The organism is Lederbergia citrea (genome assembly GCF_018343525.1).
Taxonomy (GTDB): domain Bacteria; phylum Bacillota; class Bacilli; order Bacillales; family Bacillaceae_C; genus Lederbergia; species Lederbergia citrea.
The window spans coordinates 487,491-509,445 of record NZ_JAGYPH010000002.1; the positions used below are offsets into that span (position 1 = coordinate 487,491).

Sequence of the window (21,955 nt, forward strand, 5' to 3'; positions counted from 1 at the left end):
CGCGGGATTATCTAAATAGTAAGGAATTTAATAAAAAAGGAGAGGGTCAAACATGGCAAAAACAGTGATTCTTGCAGGTGCACGTACTCCATTTGGGAAATTTGGCGGTGGTTTGAGTTCACTTACAGCGTCAGAGCTTGGTGGAATCGCCGTAAAAGAAGCTTTGAAACGAGCAGATGTAGCACCTGAAGAAGTACAGGAAGTCATTCTTGGAACAGTTTTACAAGGTGGTCAAGGTCAGCTGCCATCCAGGCAAGCGGCGCGTAAGGCGGGAATCCCATGGGAAGTGAAGACGGAAACAATCAATAAAGTGTGTGCTTCCGGGATGAGGGCCGTCACTCTCGGAGACCAGATCATCCGGGCGGGTGATGAAGAAGTCATTGTAGCAGGCGGGATGGAGTCGATGTCGAATGCGCCCTATATGCTGCCGAACGCAAGATGGGGCTATAAAATGGGCGATTCAGCCGTTGTTGATTTGCTGACGCATGACGGCTTGACATGTTCATTTTCCGGCGTCCACATGGGTACGTATGGCAATTCGACCGCAAGAGAATACGAGATTACGAGAGAAGCCCAAGATGAGTGGGCATTAAGGAGCCATGAACGGGCAGTAAAAGCGATTGAAGATGGAAAATTAGCGGAAGAAATTGTCGCTGTGGAAGTGCCTCAGCGTAAAGGCAATCCCATCACGCTCAAAGACGATGAGGCACCGCGGAAAGATACGACAATTGAAAAGTTGGCAAAGCTTAGGTCTGTTTTTGATAAAGATGGAACTATCACGGCAGGTAATGCTCCAGGTGTGAATGACGGTGCAGCAGCACTCGTTTTGATGAGTGAAGAACGAGCCAACCGAGAAGGAAAAGAGCCACTCGCCTATTTACTGGGTCACGCAGACGTTGCAGTCGAGGCGAAAGATTTTCCGCAGACACCTGGTCTCGTTATTAACAAACTATTAGAGAAAACTGGAAAGTCTCTTGAAGAAATCGCCCTTTTTGAAATAAATGAAGCTTTTGCCGCAGTAGCGCTTACCAGCAATAAAATTGCCAATCTTGATCCAGAAAAAGTGAATGTTAATGGAGGGGCCGTTGCACTCGGACATCCAATTGGCGCTAGTGGAGCGAGAATTATTTTAACACTTATCTACGAATTGAAACGGCGCGGTGGCGGTCTTGGAATTGCATCGATTTGTTCCGGCGGCGGCCAAGGTGATGCTGTATTGATTGAAGTACCAAAACAGTAAAAATCGAGGAGGCTTAATATGGATATTAAAACAGTTATGGTCATTGGTGCAGGTCAGATGGGGGCGGGCATTGCGCAAGTTTGTGCGCAAGCCGGATATAAAGTGTATTTGAATGATTTACAAGAAAAATTAGTGGAAAAAGGTTTTGAACAAATTTCAATAAACCTTAGTCGTCAAGTGGATAAAGGAAGAATGACAGAGGATGAAAAATTACTCGTCTTCGATCAATTGTTTAAATCAACAAACTTGCAACAGGCACAGTATGTTGATGTGGTGATTGAAGCGGCGACTGAAAACATGGAGATTAAAGCAAGTATTTTCCGAGAACTGGATAAATACGCTCCAGAGCACGCCATTTTGGCTACGAATACATCATCACTTCCAATTACAGAAATTGCTGCTTTTATGAAGCGTCCGGAAAAAGTCATCGGTATGCATTTTATGAATCCTGTCCCTGTCATGAAACTAGTGGAAATTATTCGGGGGCTTGCTACTGAGGATGATGTATATCGGGAAATCGAAGCGATGGCGATTAAATTAAACAAAGTACCAGTGGAAGTAAATGATTTCCCCGGGTTTGTCTCAAATCGCGTTTTGATGCCAATGATTAACGAAGCCGTTTATACATTGTATGAAGGGGTGGCTTCGAAAGAAGCGATTGATAATGTGATGAAGCTTGGGATGAATCATCCGATGGGACCGCTCACTTTGGCCGATTTTATCGGACTTGATACTTGTCTTTATATTATGGAAACACTGCATGAAGGGTTCGGCGATGATAAATATCGGCCATGTCCTCTCTTAAGAAAGTATGTGAAGGCCGGCTGGTTAGGTAAAAAAAGCGGGCGCGGCTTCTATGTTTATGACTGAAAGCACCTGAGCGGGGGGAACAACCATGAATCTACAATTGACAGAAGAACAGACAATGATGCGGAAAATGGTGCGGGATTTTGCTAACGAAGAAATTGCCCCATTTATTGACCGGATGGAAGCGGGAGAATTTCCACGAGAAATTTTAAAGAAAATGGGTGGCCTTGGGCTAATGGGGATCACCGTTCCTGAAACGTATGGCGGCGCTGAGATGGATTTTCTATCATATATCATTGCCATCCACGAGTTGTCGAAGGTGAGTGCGACAGTCGGAGTGATTTTGTCTGTGCATACGTCTGTCGGCACAAATCCGATTATGTACTTTGGAAATGAGGAGCAGAAGCAAAAATATGTGACAAAGCTTGCGAGCGGAGAATATTTAGGGGCATTTTGCCTCACCGAGCCAAGTGCGGGTTCAGACGCGGCGAGCTTGAAGGCGCGGGCGGTTCGCCAAGGCGATCACTATATTCTTAACGGCACTAAAGCTTTCATTACAAATGGCGGCGAAGCAGATGTGCATATCGTATTTGCACTGACAGAACCAGCAGCAGGCAGCCGAGGCGTTTCCGCTTTTATCGTTGAAAAAAATACACCAGGATTAATCATTGGTAAAGATGAGAAAAAAATGGGACTGCGCGGTTCCAGAACGGTTCAGCTGACATTTGAAGACATGAAGGTTCCAGTCGAAAATCTCCTTGGAAAAGAAGGAGAAGGATTCAAAATTGCCCTCGCTAACTTAAATATCGGCAGAATTGGCATTGCTGCGCAAGCGTTAGGGATTGCCGAAGCGGCATTTGAAGCTGCAGTAAAATATGCTGGAGAGCGGAAGCAATTCGGAAAACCGATCGCTGAACAGCAAGGAATTGCGTTTAAATTGGCGGACATGGGAACCGCGGTCGAAGGTGCTAGACTCCTAGTGTACCAAGCAGCAGACATGTGGGGCCGAGGAATTTCCTGTGGGAAAGAAGCATCAATGGCCAAACTATTTGCTTCAAAGGCAGCTGTAGAAGTAGCAACAGAGGCGATTCAAGTGTTTGGCGGCTACGGCTATACCGAGGATTACCCTGTAGAACGCTATTTCCGTGACGCGAAAATCACGGAAATCTATGAAGGTACGAGCGAAATACAAAGAATCGTAATAGGAAAGCACCTGTTAAAATAGCAATCTGACACCCGAGGAGGACTAGAGATGAATTTTCGCTTAAGTGAAGAACATGAAATGATTAGGAAAATGGTTCGGGATTTCGCCCAGAAGGAAGTGGCACCGACCGCTGCGGAGCGTGACGAGGAAGAGCGCTTTGATATGGCGTTATTTGAAAAAATGGCGGAGCTTGGTTTAACCGGAATCCCGTGGCCTGAAGAATACGGTGGAATTGGCAGCGATTATTTGGCGTACTGTATCGCCGTCGAGGAGTTGTCCCGCGTTTGCGCTTCAACCGGCGTGACACTATCTGCGCATACGTCACTTGCAGGCTGGCCCGTTTATAAATTTGGCTCGGAGGAGCAGAAGCAAAAATATTTACGTCCGATGGCAGAAGGATCAAAAATCGGCGCTTACGGATTGACGGAGCCAGGGTCAGGATCAGACGCCGGTGGAATGAGAACGACGGCGAGGCTTGATGGGGAAAATTACATTTTAAATGGCTCGAAAATTTTCATCACTAACGGCGGCATTGCTGATATTTATATCGTCTTTGCTTTGACAGATCCGAACGATAAACGAAGCACGACCGCTTTTATTATTGAAAAAGATTACGAAGGCTTTTCAGTCGGGAAAAAAGAGAAAAAACTCGGTATTCGCTCATCACCAACAACGGAAATCATTTTCGAAGATTGTAAAGTACCTGTCGAAAATGTCCTCGGTGAAGTAGGTCAAGGCTTTAAAATCGCAATGATGACGCTTGACGGCGGACGAAATGGCATTGCTGCACAGGCGGTCGGAATTGCTCAAGGAGCGCTTGACGCATCAGTTGCCTATGCAAAAGAACGGAAGCAATTTGGAAAACCGATTGCCGAAAATCAAGGAATCTCTTTCAAACTGGCAGATATGGCGACAAGCATCGAAGCTTCCCGCCTACTCACATATCAAGCAGCATGGCTAGAGTCGAAAGGTCTTCCTTACGGCAAGGAATCTGCCATGTCTAAGCTGATGGCAGGGGATACAGCGATGAAAGTGACTACGGAAGCTGTCCAAGTGTTCGGCGGCTACGGCTATACAAAGGATTACCCTGTAGAGCGCTTTATGCGTGATGCAAAAATTACCCAAATATATGAAGGCACACAGGAAATCCAGCGTCTCGTCATTTCCCGGATGCTCACGAAATAAAGACGGATGCGACAAGAAAGCAGGTGATGTTGTGAGTATGAAAAGAGAAATTCATGCATCAGTCAAGGATGAGCAGCTCATCAAAAAACGGCGGAGCCAGATGATTCGCGGTGCCGTATCACTTTTTAAACAGAAAGGTTTTCACAGGACGACAACAAGGGAAATTGCTCAAGCTTCCGGTTTCAGTATCGGAACTTTATATGAATATATTAGGACGAAAGAAGATGTACTTTATTTAGTATGTGACAGCATTTACGAGGAAGTGAGTGAGCGTCTTAGCAGAATGGACCTCGATAAAGGGACACTGGCCAGCCTGAAAATCGGCATTAGCCATTATTTTAAAGTCATGGATGATATGCAAGATGAAGTACTCGTCATGTATCAAGAGGCAAAGGCGTTATCCCCTGAGGCGCTTCCCTATGTGCTGAAAAAAGAACTCGAAATGGTCGGGATGTTCGAACAGCTGATCAACTGCTGTGTGGAAAAGGGAGAATTAGACATTGGCAAGGAGCACCAGCAATTGCTGGCCCATAATATTTTTGTGCAAGGACAAATGTGGGGGTTCCGCCGCTGGGCTTTGAAAAAAGCCTTCTCGATCGATGATTATATAAAACTGCAAACTGATTTACTTTTTTCAGGCATAAAAGGTTATCAGCCGCAAGTGTGAAATGGGGGGAGAATCATGAGTACTGTTGAAGTGTATAAACCAAAACATCACGTCCGTTTCGTCACGGCGTCCAGCTTGTTTGACGGCCATGATGCATCCATCAATATTATGCGCCGCATTTTACAGGCGAGCGGTGCGGAAGTCATCCATCTTGGCCATAATCGATCTGTTGAGGAAGTGGTCAACGCGGCGATTCAAGAAGATGTTCAAGGAATCGCGATTTCTTCTTATCAAGGTGGACATGTCGAGTATTTTAAATATATGCATGACTTGCTTACTGAAAAAGGTGCCGGGCATATTCGGATCTACGGAGGCGGGGGCGGCGTCATTATTCCTCGTGAGATTAAGGAATTGCATGAATACGGCATCGCCCGGATTTTTTCTCCTGATGATGGTCGTGCGCAAGGCCTTCAAGGAATGATTAATCTCATGCTCGAAGAATGTGATTATCCGACAGCGGCCGAATCGCTCCATGAAGAATTGGAAAATTTGAAGGATGGTAATCTTCGCACAGTAGCCAAGTTTATCTCGATTGCGGAAAAACGTGTAGGTGAAGATAATCATCCGTTTCCTGCTGAAATAAAACAAATGGCAGGGTCAGCACCGGTGCTTGGTATTACTGGAACTGGCGGAGCCGGAAAAAGCTCGCTGACAGACGAGCTAATCAGGAGATTTTTAAATGAGATTCCTGAGAAAAAAGTTGCCATTTTATCCATCGACCCGACAAAACAAAAAACGGGTGGTGCGCTTTTAGGCGACCGAATTCGGATGAATGCAATCTTTTCTTCGCGCGTTTATATGCGCAGCTTGGCAACACGCGGCTCAAGAAGCGAACTCTCCTTAGCGATCCAAGACGCAATCAACGTAGTAAAAGCTGCAGGCTTCGATCTGATTGTGATTGAAACGAGTGGAATTGGCCAAGGGGACGCAGAAATAAGCGAGATCAGCGATGTTTCCATGTATGTCATGACGAGTGAATTCGGTGCTCCTTCCCAACTCGAAAAAATCGATATGATTGATTACGCCGATTTAATTGTCATTAATAAATTTGAGCGAAAAGGCTCGGAGGACGCAAGAAGCCAAGTGCGCAAGCAATATCAGCGCAGCCACATGCTGTTTGATAGGGAGCTTGAAGGGATGCCCGTTTACGGAACCATCGCGAGCCAGTTTAATGATCCGGGGACGAATGCCCTATTTGCAGCCCTCATTGAAAAATTGAATGAAAAAACGGGTGCGGATTGGCCCGTTGCTTTTTCGAAAAATGAAATGGTTGAAAAGCAAGATGTGATCATTCCGAACAGTCGCCAGCATTATTTACGGGAAATTTCTGATACGGTTCGTCGTTATCATCACCACGCAGAGGAGCAGGTGCAAGTCGCCCGCCGGCTTTTTCAACTGGAAGGAGCCATTACTGCTGTTGAAGAAGGGGAAGCAGATGCGAGTGTTTTAGAAGCATTGGAATCTTTGAAACGGGAAGTGGAAGATGAGCTGACCTCGGAGTCAAAAAAAGTGCTAGCTGCATGGCAATCTACAAAAGAAAAATATGCAGGCGACCGTTTCGTAACGAAAATTCGCGACCGGGAAATTGTGACGGAACTGACCGTGAAAAGTTTATCGGGACTCTCAATTCCGAAAGTTGCTCTACCGAAATTCGAGGATTACGGTGAAATTTTAAAGTGGGTATATAAAGAAAATGTACCTGGTTCATTTCCGTTTACCGCGGGCGTATTTCCATTTAAACGACAAGGGGAAGATCCGAAGCGTCAGTTTGCCGGCGAAGGGACACCTGAAAGAACGAATCGCCGTTTCCACTATTTATCGAAAGACGATGATGCGAAGCGCCTGAGTACAGCTTTTGATTCCGTCACTTTATATGGTGAAGATCCGGACCATCGCCCAGATATTTACGGGAAAGTCGGGGAGAGTGGCGTCAGCATTTGTACGCTTGAGGATATGAAAAAGCTATATGCCGGCTTTGACCTATGCGCGCCATCTACATCCGTATCGATGACGATCAACGGTCCGGCACCGATTATTTTGGCGATGTTTTTAAATACGGCGATTGCCCAGCAGGCAAGGGAGAAAGAAACCGAACTAGGCAGGGAACTCACTGCTGAAGAATTCGAGGAAGTAAAAGCTCAAACATTGAAAACTGTCCGCGGCACCGTTCAGGCCGATATTTTAAAAGAAGACCAAGGACAAAACACCTGTATTTTTTCAACCGAATTTGCGCTCCGGATGATGGGTGACATCCAGCAGTATTTCATTGACCACCAAGTCCGAAACTATTATTCTGTTTCGATCTCGGGCTACCATATTGCAGAAGCCGGCGCCAATCCGATTTCTCAACTTGCCTTTACACTCGCAAATGGTTTTACGTATGTCGAATATTATTTAAGCCGTGGTATGGATATTAATGATTTTGCGCCAAACTTGTCGTTCTTTTTCTCAAATGGACTTGATCCGGAATATACTGTGATCGGGAGAGTGGCGAGGAGAATTTGGGCAACAACGATGCGGGACAAATACGGTGCAAATGAACGGAGCCAAAAGCTGAAATACCATGTGCAAACATCAGGACGCTCGCTTCATGCACAGGAAATTGATTTCAATGACATTCGTACAACACTTCAAGCCTTAATGGCCTTACAAGATAACTGCAACTCACTCCATACGAATGCTTATGATGAAGCTATTACGACACCGACAGAAGAATCTGTGAGGCGGGCAATGGCGATTCAGATGATTATCACGAAGGAACATGGCTTATCAAAAAATGAAAATCCACTCCAAGGGTCGTTTATTATCGAGGAGCTGACGGATCTTGTCGAGGAAGCTGTTTTACAAGAATTCGATAGGCTCAATGACCGCGGTGGAGTATTGGGGGCGATGGAGACCCAGTACCAGCGTGGGAAAATTCAAGAAGAATCAATGTACTACGAAATGCTGAAGCATTCAGGTAAGCTGCCAATTATCGGAGTGAACACGTACTTAAATCCGAATCCACCTTCCGAGGAAGATATGAATAATATTGAACTCGCCCGGGCGACAAAAGAGGAGAAGGAAACACAAATCCGGAATTTGCGGGCATTCCAAGAACAACATCACAATAAAGTGGAAGCGGCTTTGCAGCGTTTAAAAGATACCGCAGTGAGCGGAGGAAACATCTTTTCGGAATTAATGGAAACGACAAAAGTGGCAAGCCTTGGGCAAATTACTCACGCTCTTTATGAAGTTGGTGGCCAATACCGGAGGAATATGTAAAGATGGCATTTTTTGGGCCCCTTTGCGCAATCTTGTCTTTGGGTTTACAATAAAGAAAACCCTTTACAGATAGGAAGTGGACATATGAAAATTGGGCTCAGTATATTAGGCACGGTCATTGTTTTTGCTATCGGCTATTTTCTATATCAGAAACAGCTCGGTGCAATTCCGTTTTTGCTTTGCTCGTTTGTCCTTTTCTATTTTGGGTATCGTCTCCTTCCTCGTTCACCGATAAATAAAAATGGACATTTGCCCGAGGAAGAGGAGCTTGAAAAATCTCCTTCCATTCCGATTGATACACAGAAAAAATAGTGAAATCTCGCCAATCTATTCTCGGCGAGATTTTTTATTTGATAACTGAAGTGATGAAATAATACTTCGTCGATAAGTTCCAAGAAAGTGAGTAGTCGTCCAGCTCCAGCGCCTAGCCCCTCGAGGTCAAATAACCTGATCCAATAAAAGTCAAAACCGGACTTTTCTTGGATCAGAACATTTGCTTGTCGGGGCTGATTAAGGCGCTTCCGCATTAGTTATTGTCCACTGGGTAAACTTCTTAATGAAAAGTTATTGACATTCAAGTCAGTATACATATAATTGATATTGAGAATCGTTTTCATTTAAAGGCAAACTTTACATAAGGGAGAGAACAGTATTGAGAAAATTACTAGCACTTATCATATGCGTTTTCGTCATGGCTCTTGCAGCTTGTGGAAACCAATCTACAAATGAGAAAGAATCTACGAATACAAAAAATAAGGAGACTGCTTCTGAAAGTAAAGTGGTTAATCTTTATACAGCTCGGCACTATGATGTCGATAATGAACTTTATAAAAAGTTTGAAGAGGAAACTGGTATTAAAGTCAATCTTATTAAAGGTGAGGCAGATGAATTATTAGAGCGAATTAAACGTGAAGGTGACTCATCACAGGCAGACCTCTTTTTAACAGCTGATGCAGGAAGATTATTCCGTGCAAAAGAAGCGGGTGTTTTACAACCAGTATCAAGCGATGTTTTAGATAAGCAAATTCCAAAGAAATTTCAAGATGAAGACCAAATGTGGTATGGTTTAACGAAAAGAGCCCGTGTTCTTCTTTATAATAAAGATAAAGTTAAACCTGAAGAGTTATCAACATATGAAGACCTTGTTGATCCAAAATGGAAAGGCCGTATATTAGTGCGTTCTTCAGAAAGCGTGTATAATCAATCATTGTTAGCTTCATTCATCGAATTGGATGGAGAAGATAAAGCGAAAGAATGGGCAGATGGCATTGTCAAAAACATGGCACAAAGTCCTGAAGGCGGAGATCGTGATCAAGCAAAAGCGATTGCCGCCGGAATCGGTGATGTTGCCATCATGAATACGTATTACTTCGGCCAAATGCTTAATTCTGAAGATCCTGAAGAAGTAAAAGTAGCAGAAGAACTCGGCGTATTTTTCCCGAACCAAGATACGACTGGTGCACATGTGAACGTGAGTGGTGCCGGCGTTGTGAAAACAGCCAAAAATAAAGACAATGCAATTAAATTACTTGAGTTCTTATCAGCAAAAGAAGCACAAGGAAGCTTCGCTGAAGCGAACTATGAATATCCAGTCAATGAGGAAGTAGAACCAGCAGAATTATTGAAATCATGGGGAGAATTTAAAGAACAAGACATCCCGCTTTCCGTACTTGGCAATAACAATGCGAAAGCTATAATGATCTTTAATGAGGTTGGATGGAAATAAGAAAAGAAAACAGGGGTCAAAACAGGGGTCTGTCCCCCGGCACGTTAACGCTTTAATGCGCTGGGGGTCAGACCCGACAATAGACCCCGACAATAAAATAAGTTAACCCTTGTTGCCCCGTGCAACAAGGGGTTTCTTGCGAGTTAACGGAGTGTGGGGAAAAAGATGCGTAGGTTTCTGGTGAATGTGAACAGTTGGACAATATCGGCGACGATAATCATACTTTTGTTGTTCCTGCCTAATTTGGCCATCGTTTCTGGTATGTTCTCGCCATCAAATGAAAACTGGGAGCATATTAAGGAATTTGTGTTATATAAATATCTTCAGACATCAATTATTCTAGTAAGTGTAACGGCAATACTTACCATTTTGATTGGACTAAGTCTTGCTTGGTTAATTGCGCAGTATCAGTTTCCACTCCGTAATTTTTTGAAATGGGCGCTGATTTTGCCACTTTCCATTCCGCCTTTTATTGGCGCTTACACATACCACGGGATTGTGAATTATACGGGTGTCATTCAAAAGACGCTCAGAAATCAGTTTGAAATCGCGGTTAATCCTGCTTATTTTGACATTATGAATATACCAGGCGCAATTTTCATTTACACACTCTTTTTATATCCGTATGTATACACCATTACGAGAATCTTTTTATCACAGCAATCTGCCTCTCTAATCGAAAGTGCCCGCATGATGGGAAGAGGGCCTTGGCAGATTTTCTATAAAGTCGTTCTGCCCATTTCAAGGGTATCCATTATTGGCGGTGCAAGTTTAGTTGTACTGGAAGTTTTGAATGATTATGGTGTTGTCAAATATTACGGAATTCAAACATTTAGTACAGCGATTTTCCAAACGTGGTTTGGACTCGGAGATATCGAATCGTCGATTAAGCTTGCCGCGTCACTGATGGGGCTTGTCATTTTTATTCTCGTCATCGAAAAATTGCTAAGAGGGAAAAAACAATATAGTTTTTCTACGACAAAAATCAGACCCTTGCCGTTAGTTCGCCTAAAAGGAGCAAAAGCTGCATGGGCAACTGTGTATGGAATGTTCATCTTCAGTCTAGGGTTTTTGATACCCGTCATTCAATTAATTGATTGGTTGATATTAACATGGGGTAAAATTCCCGCTTACGACTTTCTCACACATGTTAAAAACTCTGTAATGGTAGCAGGCATCAGTTCTATACTCATTATCCTCTTTGCCCTGATTGTCGGGAATTTCGGCAGGCTTGTGCACGGGAGAATAGCGAAAACATTGCCGAAGCTGACAATCCTTGGCTATTCGATTCCAGGTGCGGTGATTGCCGTCGCTGTTGTCACAGCATTTATTGCCATTGATAAGTCGCTTGCACCACTCTATAATTTAATGGGAATCAGCACTACACTCCTTTTAAGCGTCAGTCTTGTCATGCTGATTTCAGCCTATATCATTCGCTTTTTTGCGATTGGCTATAATTCAATCGAATCGGGGTACGATAAAATTGGCACCGATTTCCGCGATGCATCAAGACTGCTCGGGATGGGATTGACAAAAACTTTTTTCAAAGTTGATATTCCTATGATGAAGGGTGCCATCATCAGTGGATTTATTCTTGTATTTATCGATATTTTAAAAGAAATACCATTAACCTTAATTCTTCGTCCGTTTAACTTTGAAACATTATCAACGAAAGCATTTCAATATGCAAGTGATGAGAAAATAATGGAAGCCTCACATGCTTCTTTACTTATTGTTGGAATCAGCGCTTTAGCCATTTTTGTATTTCATAAGCTACTTGAAAAGGAGCCACAATAAGATGTTTATAAACTTAGAAAATGTTTGTTTCTCATATCCGCACGTAAAAGAAAAAGCACTTGATTGTTTTTCAATGACCATTGAAAAAGGTGAAGTGATTTCAATATTAGGCCCAAGTGGAAGTGGAAAAAGCACAGTGTTACGCTTGTTAGCTGGCTTGGAAGTTCCAACTGAAGGGTTATTTTCCATTCAAGAAAAAGTGATCTTTGATAAAAAAACGTTTATTCAACCAGAAAAACGCGGGATTGGCATGGTATTTCAAGACTATGCACTATTTCCTCATATGACCGTAGCTGAAAACATCTTGTTCGGGCTTTTTAATATGAAAAAAGCCGAGAAGAAAAAACGGTTAAGAGAAGTTTTGGAATTAGTTGAATTAACCGATTTTGAAAAGCGATATCCTCATCAATTAAGCGGCGGGCAGCAACAACGGGTAGCCATCGCTAGGGCAATCGCTCCAAATCCAAATCTCATCTTGCTTGATGAGCCATTTAGTAACTTGGATGCGGAATTACAATTAAAAATCAGAAAAGATTTACGCGCCATTTTAAAAAACGCAGAAATCACTTCAATTTTCGTAACCCATGATGAAAATGATGCGCTCGCAATCGCCGATCGAATCGTGAAAATTCAAAAAGGTAAGATTAAAAATGTTGGCAGACCTTGTGATTTATTAGGCGGGCAAGTCCTTCCCAATGATGAATCAGCACAGCAAGAACAACGCGTCTTAGTCGGCGTTTGAGCAACGGAGAATTACGGATAAGCCTAATCTCATTTAGAGGGATTGGGCATTCTTTATGTAATTGATAGGTGCCGGATACCTCCTTAGAAAATAAGTATGTTTTCAAAAAATTACGCACATCGTAAAATCAAATAAATATTAGCGGAAAACAGTGGCATAAATGAAAACAATTTGTTTATAATGTTGAGTATGGATTTAGACCTGCTTGATGCAGGTCACAACGGCGAGACCATAAAGTAGTGGAGAACTTAGCCGTTGCATATGAATACTAAGGCTTTTAAATGGACTAGCGCTTTCGCTTTTCCGTTCGCCTTTTAATTATACAAGACTGAAAGGGTGTGCGTTTTTTTGAATTTGCAGCTATTGTCCAAAGAAGAACGTAAGCAAATGTCTTTCGTTGAAGTTGCTCAGCATATTTTCGATGAAAAAAGAGAACCGATTGCATTTAAAGATCTTGTTGATGAGATTGCAAGTATCCTCGAGATATCGGGTGAGGAACTTCGTTCAAGAATGGTTCAATTCTACACAGATTTGAATGTGGAAGGCCGGTTTTTATCACTCGGAGAAAACCGCTGGGGTTTACGTGAATGGTATCCATTTGAACAAATTGATGAAGAAGTGTTCGTTCCTGCTAAGCCAAAGAAGAAAAAGGCGAAAAAAGCGGTAGCAGAGGACATTGAAGATCTTGATGATGAGGATCTTGACTACGATGAAGATGATTTTGATGATCCGGAAGAACTCATAGAAGACGAGGAAGAAGAAGAAAGCCTCGAGGCACTCCGTGAAGAAGAAGAGGAGGAATTCGAGGAAGAAGAATTACTCGAAGATGATGCCTACGAGATAGAAGATGAAGAAGAAGTTGAGATTGACGAGGAAGTAGAAGAGGAAGAAGAAGAGGAATAATCCACTTGACTTCTCCAAAGTGAATATGTAATATTTTATATTGGGCTCCTTGAAAAAGGACGAAGACAAAATATGCACGCTCCCTTACATTTGTTGCGGGAGCGTTTTTTATTTTTTTAGGAGAGAATAACACAATATATATTAAAGCTTAGCAGTGCCAAGAAGGAGGAAGAAATTGTGTCAAAATATATTTTCGTAACCGGTGGGGTTGTATCATCACTTGGGAAAGGAATCACTGCCGCATCACTCGGCCGCCTTTTGAAAAATCGTGGATTAAGTGTCACCATCCAAAAATTTGATCCTTATATAAATGTTGACCCAGGGACAATGAGCCCGTATCAGCATGGAGAAGTATTCGTGACAGAGGATGGAGCGGAAACAGACCTTGACCTTGGCCATTATGAGCGTTTTGTTGATATTAATTTAAATAAATACAGCAGTGTAACAACTGGAAAAGTATACTCGGAAGTTTTGAAAAAAGAACGTCGTGGCGATTATCATGGCGGCACCGTTCAAGTCATTCCGCATATTACAAATGAAATTAAAGATCGGATTTACCGAGCTGCTGAAAAAACTAACGCAGATATCGTTATTACTGAAATCGGCGGCACTGTCGGTGATATTGAATCTCTGCCATTTCTTGAAGCGATCCGCCAGATGAAAAACGATGTTGGCCGGGACAATGTGATGTATATTCACTGTACACTTGTTCCTTATATAAAAGCGGCAGGCGAAATGAAAACAAAGCCAACACAACATAGCGTAAAGGAACTTCGTAGCCTTGGAATACAGCCAAACGTAATCGTTGTACGTACGGAAATGCCAATTTCTCAAGATATGAAAGATAAAATTGCGTTGTTTTGTGATATCGACAAAGAAGCGGTGATTGAAGCAGGTGATGCGAGTACTCTTTACTCGATTCCACTTTCACTACAAGACCAAAATTTAGATCAGATTGTTTGTAATCACTTAAAGCTTGTTTGCGGTGAAGCAGACATGACTGAGTGGAAACAGCTTGTTGATCAAGTGGAAGGTCTTACGAAAAAGACGACCATCGCCCTAGTAGGAAAATATGTTGAGCTGCAAGATGCCTATATCTCAGTAGTAGAAGCGTTAAAGCATGCAGGCTACTCATTCGATTCTGATATCGAAATCAAATGGCTGAATGCAGAGCTTGTTTCTTCAGAAAACACGGAGGAACTACTCGGTGATGTTGACGGAATTCTTGTGCCAGGTGGTTTTGGTGATCGAGGCGTAGACGGAAAAATGGCCGCTATCCAATATGCACGTGAAAATAAAATCCCGTTTCTCGGCATTTGCCTAGGAATGCAGCTTGCTTCTGTAGAATATGCACGTAATGTTCTCGGTCTCGAAACAGCTCACTCTTCGGAAATCAACCCTGTAACTGATTATCCGGTCATCGATCTTTTACCAGACCAAGAAGAAGTGGAAAATCTCGGAGGAACACTGCGTTTAGGTCTATATCCATGTAAATTGCGTCCGGGAACAAAGGCTCACGAAGTTTACAAAACAGACATTGTCCAAGAACGTCATCGCCATCGTTATGAATTCAATAACGAGTACCGTGAGCAAATGGAAAACGCTGGATTCATCTTCTCCGGGACAAGCCCAGACGGACATCTCGTTGAAATTATTGAATTAGAGGACCATCCATGGTTTGTTGCATGTCAATTCCATCCTGAATTCACATCGCGGCCAACACGCCCACAGCCATTATTTTACGGATTTATTGAGGCTTCATTAAATAATAAATAATGAAAAGGACCAACTCCTTCGCGAGTCGGTCCTTTTTTCATTCATTGTCTAGCTCCTTCGCCCAGCGACTAGCAAACTTCAGGCTTCTTCCTACGATAAGTCAACATCGGTTCGCCTTTTAGGCTCACCGTGTTTCCTTTATCTCGTCAGAATCCTTATAAGTTTGTACGTCGCTAAACGGGCGCTTCCGCTTTTCCTAATATTCATCCAATATTTCTTCGACTGTAAACCGCAAAGCAAAATAAATATACAGTGCTGCCATTAACGAGGGAAAGCCAATTCGATTGCCGTCTTCTGTTGGAAGAAGCGGCTTAAGCAAATGTGTATGAATATGAACATCTGCAAGTTCAGCCAAGCTTTTTCCTTCAGCTTTTTTATTACCTGAAACCACAACAAATGGAACTTCTTTTCGAGCGAGCTCTTCCCCTAATAAGACGGCTTCTTCATCGTCTGAAAATCTCGTGAATATGATGACCCGATCAGCGCCGGTTAAAGCGGAAACGGCATCTAATCGCTCCGCTCTCCGAAGTGGTTCCTCTCCTTCTAATGCTTCTATTACAACACCATCCATTTCTTGGAAACCCTTTAAATAGATAGTTCCTTCTCCTACAGGTGCTTGTGCCAAAACCCGAGCCCCATCCTCGATTTGGAATTCTTCATTTTCAAAGATGCGTTTAAATAAGCCCGTCAATTGTGTTGTAAACATTTTTTGCATCTATATTCGCTCCTTTTCACGCATTTCTACTATTATACTTGCATCAAGCTGCGAATTAAAGTTTGCGATATCAACTTATATGTCAGAATAATTTGCAATTTATTAAAGGAGAAAACCGTCGAATGTAGAATAGTATAAATAAGGCAAAAATGTATTGGAAATACATCTTAATACCCTATGAATATAGTCGGATGTTCTTTATTATTAACATAAAGAGGGGGATATAATGAAAGAGAAAATCTTGATTGTTGATGACCAGTTCGGCATTAGAGTATTACTTAATGAAATACTGCAAAAAGAAGGCTATCAAATTTTCCAAGCAGCGAATGGACTTCAAGCGCTCGCAATCACTAAAGACCATGCCCCTGATCTTGTATTACTCGATATGAAAATTCCGGGTATGGATGGTCTAGAGATATTAGAAAAAATGAAGAAAATAAATGCTGATATTCGCGTAATCATTATGACTGCTTATGGTGAATTAGCAATGATTGAAGCGGCGAAAAGCTTGGGAGCGCTTGCTCATTTTTCAAAGCCTTTTGATATTGAAGAAATTCGTCGGGCTGTCAGGGAGTTTCTACCGATCAAAATGGATTCATAGCAAAGTATATTTTAAACGATTTTTTATTTTACATAAACCAACTTTTTCCTCCGGGCTCTTTCAACAAAAAATAACCTTTCTTTGTTGGTAAAGAGAAGCTGAATTTGATATGATGAATAAGATAATGGTCCAGGTCCAGAAATGGTCAAGGATTTAGCATGCACATCATTGTGCAGTTTAACTCGGAGGAGGAAATAAGAATGCCTTTAGTTTCCATGACTGAAATGCTTAATAAAGCAAAAGAGGAAAAATATGCAGTTGGTCAATTCAACTTGAACAACCTTGAGTTTACTCAAGCGATCTTACAAGCAGCGGAAGAAGAAAAGTCCCCTGTAATCCTTGGTGTATCTGAAGGTGCAGCACGTTATATGGGTGGCTTCAAGTTTGTTGTCAAAATGGTCGAAGCATTAATGGAGGAATATGGTACTACGGTTCCTGTAGCTATTCATCTTGATCACGGATCAAGTTTTGAAGCTTGTGCGAAAGCAATTGACGCTGGTTTTACATCGGTAATGATTGACGGATCGCATTTCCCACTCGACGAAAACATTGAACTTACGAAGAAAGTAGTAGAACTTGCTCATATCTTCGGTGTTTCTGTTGAAGCTGAACTTGGCCGCATCGGTGGTCAGGAAGATGATTTGTCTGTTGATGATGCGGATGCTTCATATGCAATTCCAGAAGAGTGTGACCGTCTCGTTAGAGAAACGGGAGTAGACTGCTTTGCTCCAGCCCTTGGTTCCGTACACGGACCATATAAAGGAGAGCCAAATCTTGGATTTGATCGGATGGAAGAAGTTATGAACTTAACAGGAGTACCTCTTGTACTTCATGGTGGGACAGGCATTCCGACAAAAGACATCCAACGAGCTATTTCCCTTGGAACAGCGAAAATTAATGTAAATACCGAAAATCAAATTTCATCTGCAAAAGCTGTACGTGAAGTATTGGCGGCAGACGCTGAAATGTATGACCCACGTAAATATTTAGGTCCAGCACGTGAAGCAATTAAAGAAACAGTTATCGGCAAAATGCGTGAATTCGGCTCATCAGGAAAAGCATAAACATTCTTTTCTAAAGGGCGTTGCTGAAAAGATTATATAAAGAGAGAAACCGCCCATTAACACGGGCGGTTTCCGTTTATTTTATACAAAGTTGTTAAAAAAATGCAGATCCTCTACATGTTTCGTTAAAATTCGTATATAATAACATGTAAAATACCGATTTCAATTTGGAATATTCATCCAATCGGGCTGGAAAGGAAGTCAAGAATGGAAAAGCTTAAAATTGCAGGCGGATATCCGTTAAAGGGAACCATTAAAGTAAGCGGTGCAAAAAACAGTGCTGTTGCCTTGATTCCCGCTACTATATTAGCTGAATCGCCTGTAACGATTGAAGGCCTTCCCGATATTTCAGATGTGCACACATTACAAGCGTTGCTCGAAGAAATTGGCGGTGACGTCTCTTTTTATAACGGAGAAATGGCCGTCGATCCCAGCAGAATGATTTCAATGCCACTACCCAATGGAAAAGTTAAGAAATTAAGGGCTTCCTACTACTTGATGGGAGCTATGCTTGGACGATTCAAAAAGGCAGTCATTGGTTTGCCAGGAGGCTGTCATCTTGGTCCTCGTCCGATTGATCAGCATATTAAAGGCTTTGAAGCACTTGGAGCCAAAGTGACGAATGAACAGGGTGCGATTTATCTGCGTGCAGATGAACTTCGCGGGGCCCGAATCTATTTGGATGTTGTGAGTGTAGGAGCGACTATTAATATTATGCTTGCTGCTGTCAGAGCGAAAGGCCAGACGATCATCGAAAATGCTGCTAAAGAACCTGAAATCATTGATGTTGCCACCCTTTTAACAAATATGGGGGCGAAGATTAAAGGAGCAGGCACAGATGTCATTCGGATTGATGGGGTTGACAGTTTGCAAGGGTGCCGACATACGATTATTCCGGATCGAATTGAAGCTGGAACGTTTATGATACTTGGGGCGGCTGTTGGTGAAGGGATATTAATCGACAATGTCATTCCACACCATCTTGAATCCTTGATTGCCAAGCTGAGAGAAATGGGTGTACCGATTAAAACAGGTGATGATCAAATTTACATCGGGAAAAATGACAACTTCAAGCCAGTCGATATTAAGACTCTCGTTTATCCTGGTTTCCCAACCGATCTTCAACAACCTTTTACAGTGCTTTTAACTAGATCTACCGGTTCATCAATCGTCACGGATACCATATATTCGGCTCGTTTCAAGCATATTGACGAATTACGCAGAATGAATGCAAATATCAAAGTTGAAGGCAGCTCTGCGATTGTGAATGGACCATCAAGATTGCAAGGAGCACGGGTAAAAGCATCCGATTTACGTGCAGGTGCAGCGCTAGTCATTGCTGGATTGCTTGCAGAAGGGATCACCGAAGTGGCTGGCCTTGAGCATATTGATCGGGGTTACAGTGATTTAGTGGACAAGCTGAACGGTCTTGGAGCAACAATTTGGCGGGAAAAAATGACGGAAGAAGAAATGGAACAGTTAAAAAGCTCATAAATTCTTCTGCAAACGGCTATGAATGGAGAGTCATGAAGCGAACAGGCTCTCCTTTGCAACTAATACAATTTCAATGTAAAATATAGATAGGGATGAGGCCCTTTTCAACTTCAACCTCTCAATACTCTTCCAAGTAAATTGCTATCAACCCATTCCCTCCTAATGAAAAGAAAATTTTCAACAAGAGTCAGGCGAATAGTAAAATTTATTTTTCTGTTTTTTAATGTGATAAAAGCTATTAAAAATATAAAATATTTTGAATAAGAAAAAGTGTGGTGTCGAAATGGCTGAATTAACAATTTCATTATTAGAAGATATGAAACTAAAAGAACTCTATGAATTAGCTCGTGAATATAAAGTTTCATATTACAGCAAGTTGACGAAAAAAGAACTGATTTTTGCAATCCTAAAAGCGAGAGCAGAGCGGGAAGGCTTCTTCTTCATGGAAGGCGTTCTTGAAATCATTCAATCAGAAGGCTTTGGATTTTTAAGACCGATTAATTATACGGCAAGTTCAGAAGATATATATATTTCCGCTTCACAAATCCGTCGCTTTGATTTACGAAATGGAGATAAAGTTTCAGGAAAAGTTCGTCCCCCAAAAGAAAACGAACGTTACTTTGGGCTTTTACACGTAGAAGCTGTCAATGGAGACGATCCGGAAAACGCAAAGGAACGTGTTCATTTCCCTGGATTAACGCCACTTTATCCTGATCGCCAAATTAAACTCGAAACAACCCCAAATAATTTATCTACTAGAATCATGGATTTGGTTTCACCGGTCGGATTTGGTCAACGTGGATTGATCGTTGCACCGCCAAAAGCAGGTAAAACAATGCTTCTGAAATCAATCGCTAATGCAATTACAACGAATAATCCGGAAGCAGAGCTCATTGTTCTGTTGATTGACGAGCGTCCAGAGGAAGTAACCGACATCGAACGTTCTGTTAATGCAGAAGTGGTCAGCTCTACGTTTGATGAAGTTCCGGAAAACCATATTAAAGTTGCCGAGCTTGTCCTTGAACGAGCGATGCGTCTAGTAGAGCATAAACGGGATGTCGTCATTCTTATGGACAGCATTACCCGACTTGCCCGCGCCTATAATCTTGTCATCCCTCCAAGTGGACGAACATTGTCAGGTGGTATCGACCCTGCAGCTTTCCACCGTCCGAAGCGCTTCTTCGGTGCAGCCCGGAATATTGAAGAAGGCGGAAGCTTAACGATTTTGGCTACTGCACTTGTCGATACAGGCTCACGGATGGACGACGTTATTTATGAGGAGTTTAAAGGGACAGGAAACTTGGAGCTCCATTTAGACCGTTCACTTGCGGAAAGAAGAATTTTCCCAGCGATCGATATTCGTCGATCAGGAACAAGAAAAGAGGAGCTGCTCGTTCCGAAAGATCAGCTTGAAAAATTATGGAAACTGCGTAAAGTTATGTCAGACTCACCTGACTTCGCAGAGAAATTCTTACGCAAACTAAGAACCTCTAAAACAAACGAAGAGTTTTTCAATATGCTGGCAACTGAAATGAAAGGAAATGCAAACGCAAAAGGAATTCTTTCGAACCGATGATTTCTTATTGCAATCTGTGCACGTCCTTGTTATAATAAAAACTGTGATTTTTAAAATGAATGTGAGCTGTTGAAGACTTCACATCGTTATATATAACTCTGTTTCAGCAAATGATTCAGGGCATAAGGAGATGAAAGGTAATGAAAGCAGGAATTCATCCGGAATATAAAAAAGTTATGGTGAAATGTGCTTGTGGTAATGAATTTGAAAGCGGATCTGTAAAAGACGGCGTGCGCGTTGAAATTTGTTCAGAATGCCACCCATTCTACACAGGACGTCAAAAATTCGCAACTGCAGATGGTCGTGTTGACCGCTTCAATAAAAAATACGGTCTTAAGTAAAAAGCGGAAGCGCCTTGGCGCAAGAGCTAGACACATACAGACCCAAAAAACGGGCAAGAAATGCTTGCCTGTTTTTTTATTGCCTAGAATCAGGAAAATGGATGGAATTACTCCTAAAAAGATGTTTTACATCAATATAGGGGAAAGTATATAACAGGATTGAAAGGAGCGGCCATCTTATGGAGATGATGAAACAATCAGGTTGGATCGAAGTGATTTGTGGCAGCATGTTCTCAGGAAAATCGGAGGAACTGATCCGCCGTGTGAGAAGGACTCAATTTGCTAAACAGAGCATTATGGTTTTTAAACCGAAATTAGATGACCGCTATAGTGTTCACGAAGTAGTTTCGCATAATGGTACAGCCATTACGGCGCTTCCTGTTGCAGCATCCGCGGAAATTTTACATAGAGTGAATGCTGAGATAGATGTAGTTGCAATCGACGAAGCGCAATTTTTTGATGAGGGAATTGTTGCCGTGGCACAGCAGCTTGCTGACAGTGGTCACAGAGTAATGATTGCTGGACTGGACCAAGATTTCCGTGGCGAACCATTTGGCCCGATGCCGAAATTAATGGCGATCGCAGAACTTGTGACAAAGCTTCATGCAGTGTGCGCAGTGTGCGGTTCCCCAGCAAGCAGAACCCAACGACTCATTAACGGAAATCCTGCATGCTATGACGATCCCATCATTTTAGTCGGGGCTTCTGAAGCATATGAAGCGAGATGTCGCCACCACCATGAAGTTCCTGCTGGGGTTAATGCGGAATTAATTAAAAATGGCCAATAACTTTAAACAGTCCGTGATTTCGTCATGGGCTGATTTTTTATTTAATGAATTCTTGTTTTTTCTTA

19 protein-coding genes are annotated in these 21,955 nt (G+C 42.4%); 18 read left to right on the top strand and 1 reads right to left on the bottom strand.

The genetic code is table 11. The annotated features are described in order from the left end of the window. Window positions 1-52 precede the first annotated feature (52 nt). The 12 genes from KHA88_RS11500 to pyrG all read left to right on the top strand — a co-directional run bounded on the left by KHA88_RS11500 (window position 53) and on the right by pyrG (window position 15,311). Window positions 53-1,240 carry an acetyl-CoA C-acetyltransferase gene (locus KHA88_RS11500; protein WP_213098467.1) on the top strand — a complete coding sequence of 396 codons (1,188 nt, stop codon included), beginning with the start codon at window positions 53-55 and terminating at the stop codon, window positions 1,238-1,240. A gap of 18 nt (window positions 1,241-1,258) precedes the next feature. After that, the gene (locus KHA88_RS11505; RefSeq protein WP_213121990.1) at window positions 1,259-2,110 is read left to right on the top strand and encodes a 3-hydroxybutyryl-CoA dehydrogenase; all 852 of its coding nucleotides are present in this window, start codon (window positions 1,259-1,261) and stop codon (window positions 2,108-2,110) included. A gap of 25 nt (window positions 2,111-2,135) precedes the next feature. Next, a complete protein-coding gene (locus KHA88_RS11510) occupies window positions 2,136-3,272 on the top strand; it encodes an acyl-CoA dehydrogenase (RefSeq protein ID WP_213121991.1) in 1,137 nt (378 codons plus the stop codon). Between the two features lie 27 nt (window positions 3,273-3,299). After that, the gene (locus KHA88_RS11515) at window positions 3,300-4,436 is read left to right on the top strand and encodes an acyl-CoA dehydrogenase (protein ID WP_213121992.1); all 1,137 of its coding nucleotides are present in this window, start codon (window positions 3,300-3,302) and stop codon (window positions 4,434-4,436) included. A 37-nt stretch (window positions 4,437-4,473) separates the two neighbouring features. Then, a complete protein-coding gene (locus KHA88_RS11520) occupies window positions 4,474-5,103 on the top strand; it encodes a TetR/AcrR family transcriptional regulator (RefSeq protein ID WP_213121993.1) in 630 nt (209 codons plus the stop codon). Between the two features lie 15 nt (window positions 5,104-5,118). Beyond that, a complete protein-coding gene (gene icmF / locus KHA88_RS11525) occupies window positions 5,119-8,367 on the top strand; it encodes a fused isobutyryl-CoA mutase/GTPase IcmF (protein WP_213121994.1) in 3,249 nt (1,082 codons plus the stop codon). Window positions 8,368-8,451: 84 nt separating this feature from the next. Further along, complete coding sequence (locus KHA88_RS11530; RefSeq protein WP_213098965.1) at window positions 8,452-8,679, top strand: hypothetical protein; 228 nt, start codon at window positions 8,452-8,454, stop codon at window positions 8,677-8,679. A gap of 379 nt (window positions 8,680-9,058) precedes the next feature. Next, window positions 9,059-10,093 (top strand): Fe(3+) ABC transporter substrate-binding protein, encoded by a 1,035-nt coding sequence (locus tag KHA88_RS11535; RefSeq protein ID WP_430413712.1) that lies wholly within the window; start codon window positions 9,059-9,061, stop codon window positions 10,091-10,093. A 165-nt stretch (window positions 10,094-10,258) separates the two neighbouring features. Continuing rightward, entirely contained in the window at window positions 10,259-11,890 is a 1,632-nt protein-coding gene (locus KHA88_RS11540; protein ID WP_213098460.1) for an ABC transporter permease, read from the top strand. Between the two features lies 1 nt (window position 11,891). Next, window positions 11,892-12,632: an ABC transporter ATP-binding protein gene (locus KHA88_RS11545; protein WP_213121996.1), complete on the top strand. Its 741-nt coding sequence runs from the start codon at window positions 11,892-11,894 to the stop codon at window positions 12,630-12,632. A 348-nt stretch (window positions 12,633-12,980) separates the two neighbouring features. Next, window positions 12,981-13,535: a DNA-directed RNA polymerase subunit delta gene (gene rpoE / locus KHA88_RS11550; RefSeq protein ID WP_213098458.1), complete on the top strand. Its 555-nt coding sequence runs from the start codon at window positions 12,981-12,983 to the stop codon at window positions 13,533-13,535. Window positions 13,536-13,712: 177 nt separating this feature from the next. Next, on the top strand, window positions 13,713-15,311 hold the full coding sequence (gene pyrG, locus KHA88_RS11555) for a CTP synthase (protein ID WP_213121997.1): 1,599 nt from the start codon (window positions 13,713-13,715) through the stop codon (window positions 15,309-15,311). A gap of 196 nt (window positions 15,312-15,507) precedes the next feature. Here the strand turns inward: pyrG and KHA88_RS11560 are convergent, their stop codons facing one another. Beyond that, on the bottom strand, window positions 15,508-16,026 hold the full coding sequence (locus KHA88_RS11560) for a DUF2529 domain-containing protein (RefSeq protein ID WP_213121998.1): 519 nt from the start codon (window positions 16,024-16,026) through the stop codon (window positions 15,508-15,510). Window positions 16,027-16,252: 226 nt separating this feature from the next. Here KHA88_RS11560 and KHA88_RS11565 point away from each other — a divergent pair, with 226 nt between their 5' ends. The 6 genes from KHA88_RS11565 (at window position 16,253) to KHA88_RS11590 (ending at window position 21,890) form a co-directional block, all read left to right on the top strand. Further along, entirely contained in the window at window positions 16,253-16,627 is a 375-nt protein-coding gene (locus KHA88_RS11565; protein ID WP_213098455.1) for a response regulator, read from the top strand. Window positions 16,628-16,827: 200 nt separating this feature from the next. Beyond that, window positions 16,828-17,691 carry a class II fructose-bisphosphate aldolase gene (locus KHA88_RS11570; protein WP_213098454.1) on the top strand — a complete coding sequence of 288 codons (864 nt, stop codon included), beginning with the start codon at window positions 16,828-16,830 and terminating at the stop codon, window positions 17,689-17,691. 207 nt (window positions 17,692-17,898) lie between these two features. After that, on the top strand, window positions 17,899-19,185 hold the full coding sequence (gene murA / locus KHA88_RS11575) for a UDP-N-acetylglucosamine 1-carboxyvinyltransferase (RefSeq protein WP_213098453.1): 1,287 nt from the start codon (window positions 17,899-17,901) through the stop codon (window positions 19,183-19,185). A gap of 283 nt (window positions 19,186-19,468) precedes the next feature. Continuing rightward, window positions 19,469-20,761: a transcription termination factor Rho gene (gene rho, locus KHA88_RS11580; protein WP_213098452.1), complete on the top strand. Its 1,293-nt coding sequence runs from the start codon at window positions 19,469-19,471 to the stop codon at window positions 20,759-20,761. A 140-nt stretch (window positions 20,762-20,901) separates the two neighbouring features. Further along, on the top strand, window positions 20,902-21,102 hold the full coding sequence (rpmE, locus tag KHA88_RS11585) for a 50S ribosomal protein L31 (protein WP_213098451.1): 201 nt from the start codon (window positions 20,902-20,904) through the stop codon (window positions 21,100-21,102). 179 nt (window positions 21,103-21,281) lie between these two features. Continuing rightward, window positions 21,282-21,890: a thymidine kinase gene (locus tag KHA88_RS11590; RefSeq protein WP_213098450.1), complete on the top strand. Its 609-nt coding sequence runs from the start codon at window positions 21,282-21,284 to the stop codon at window positions 21,888-21,890. Window positions 21,891-21,955: the final 65 nt, after the last annotated feature.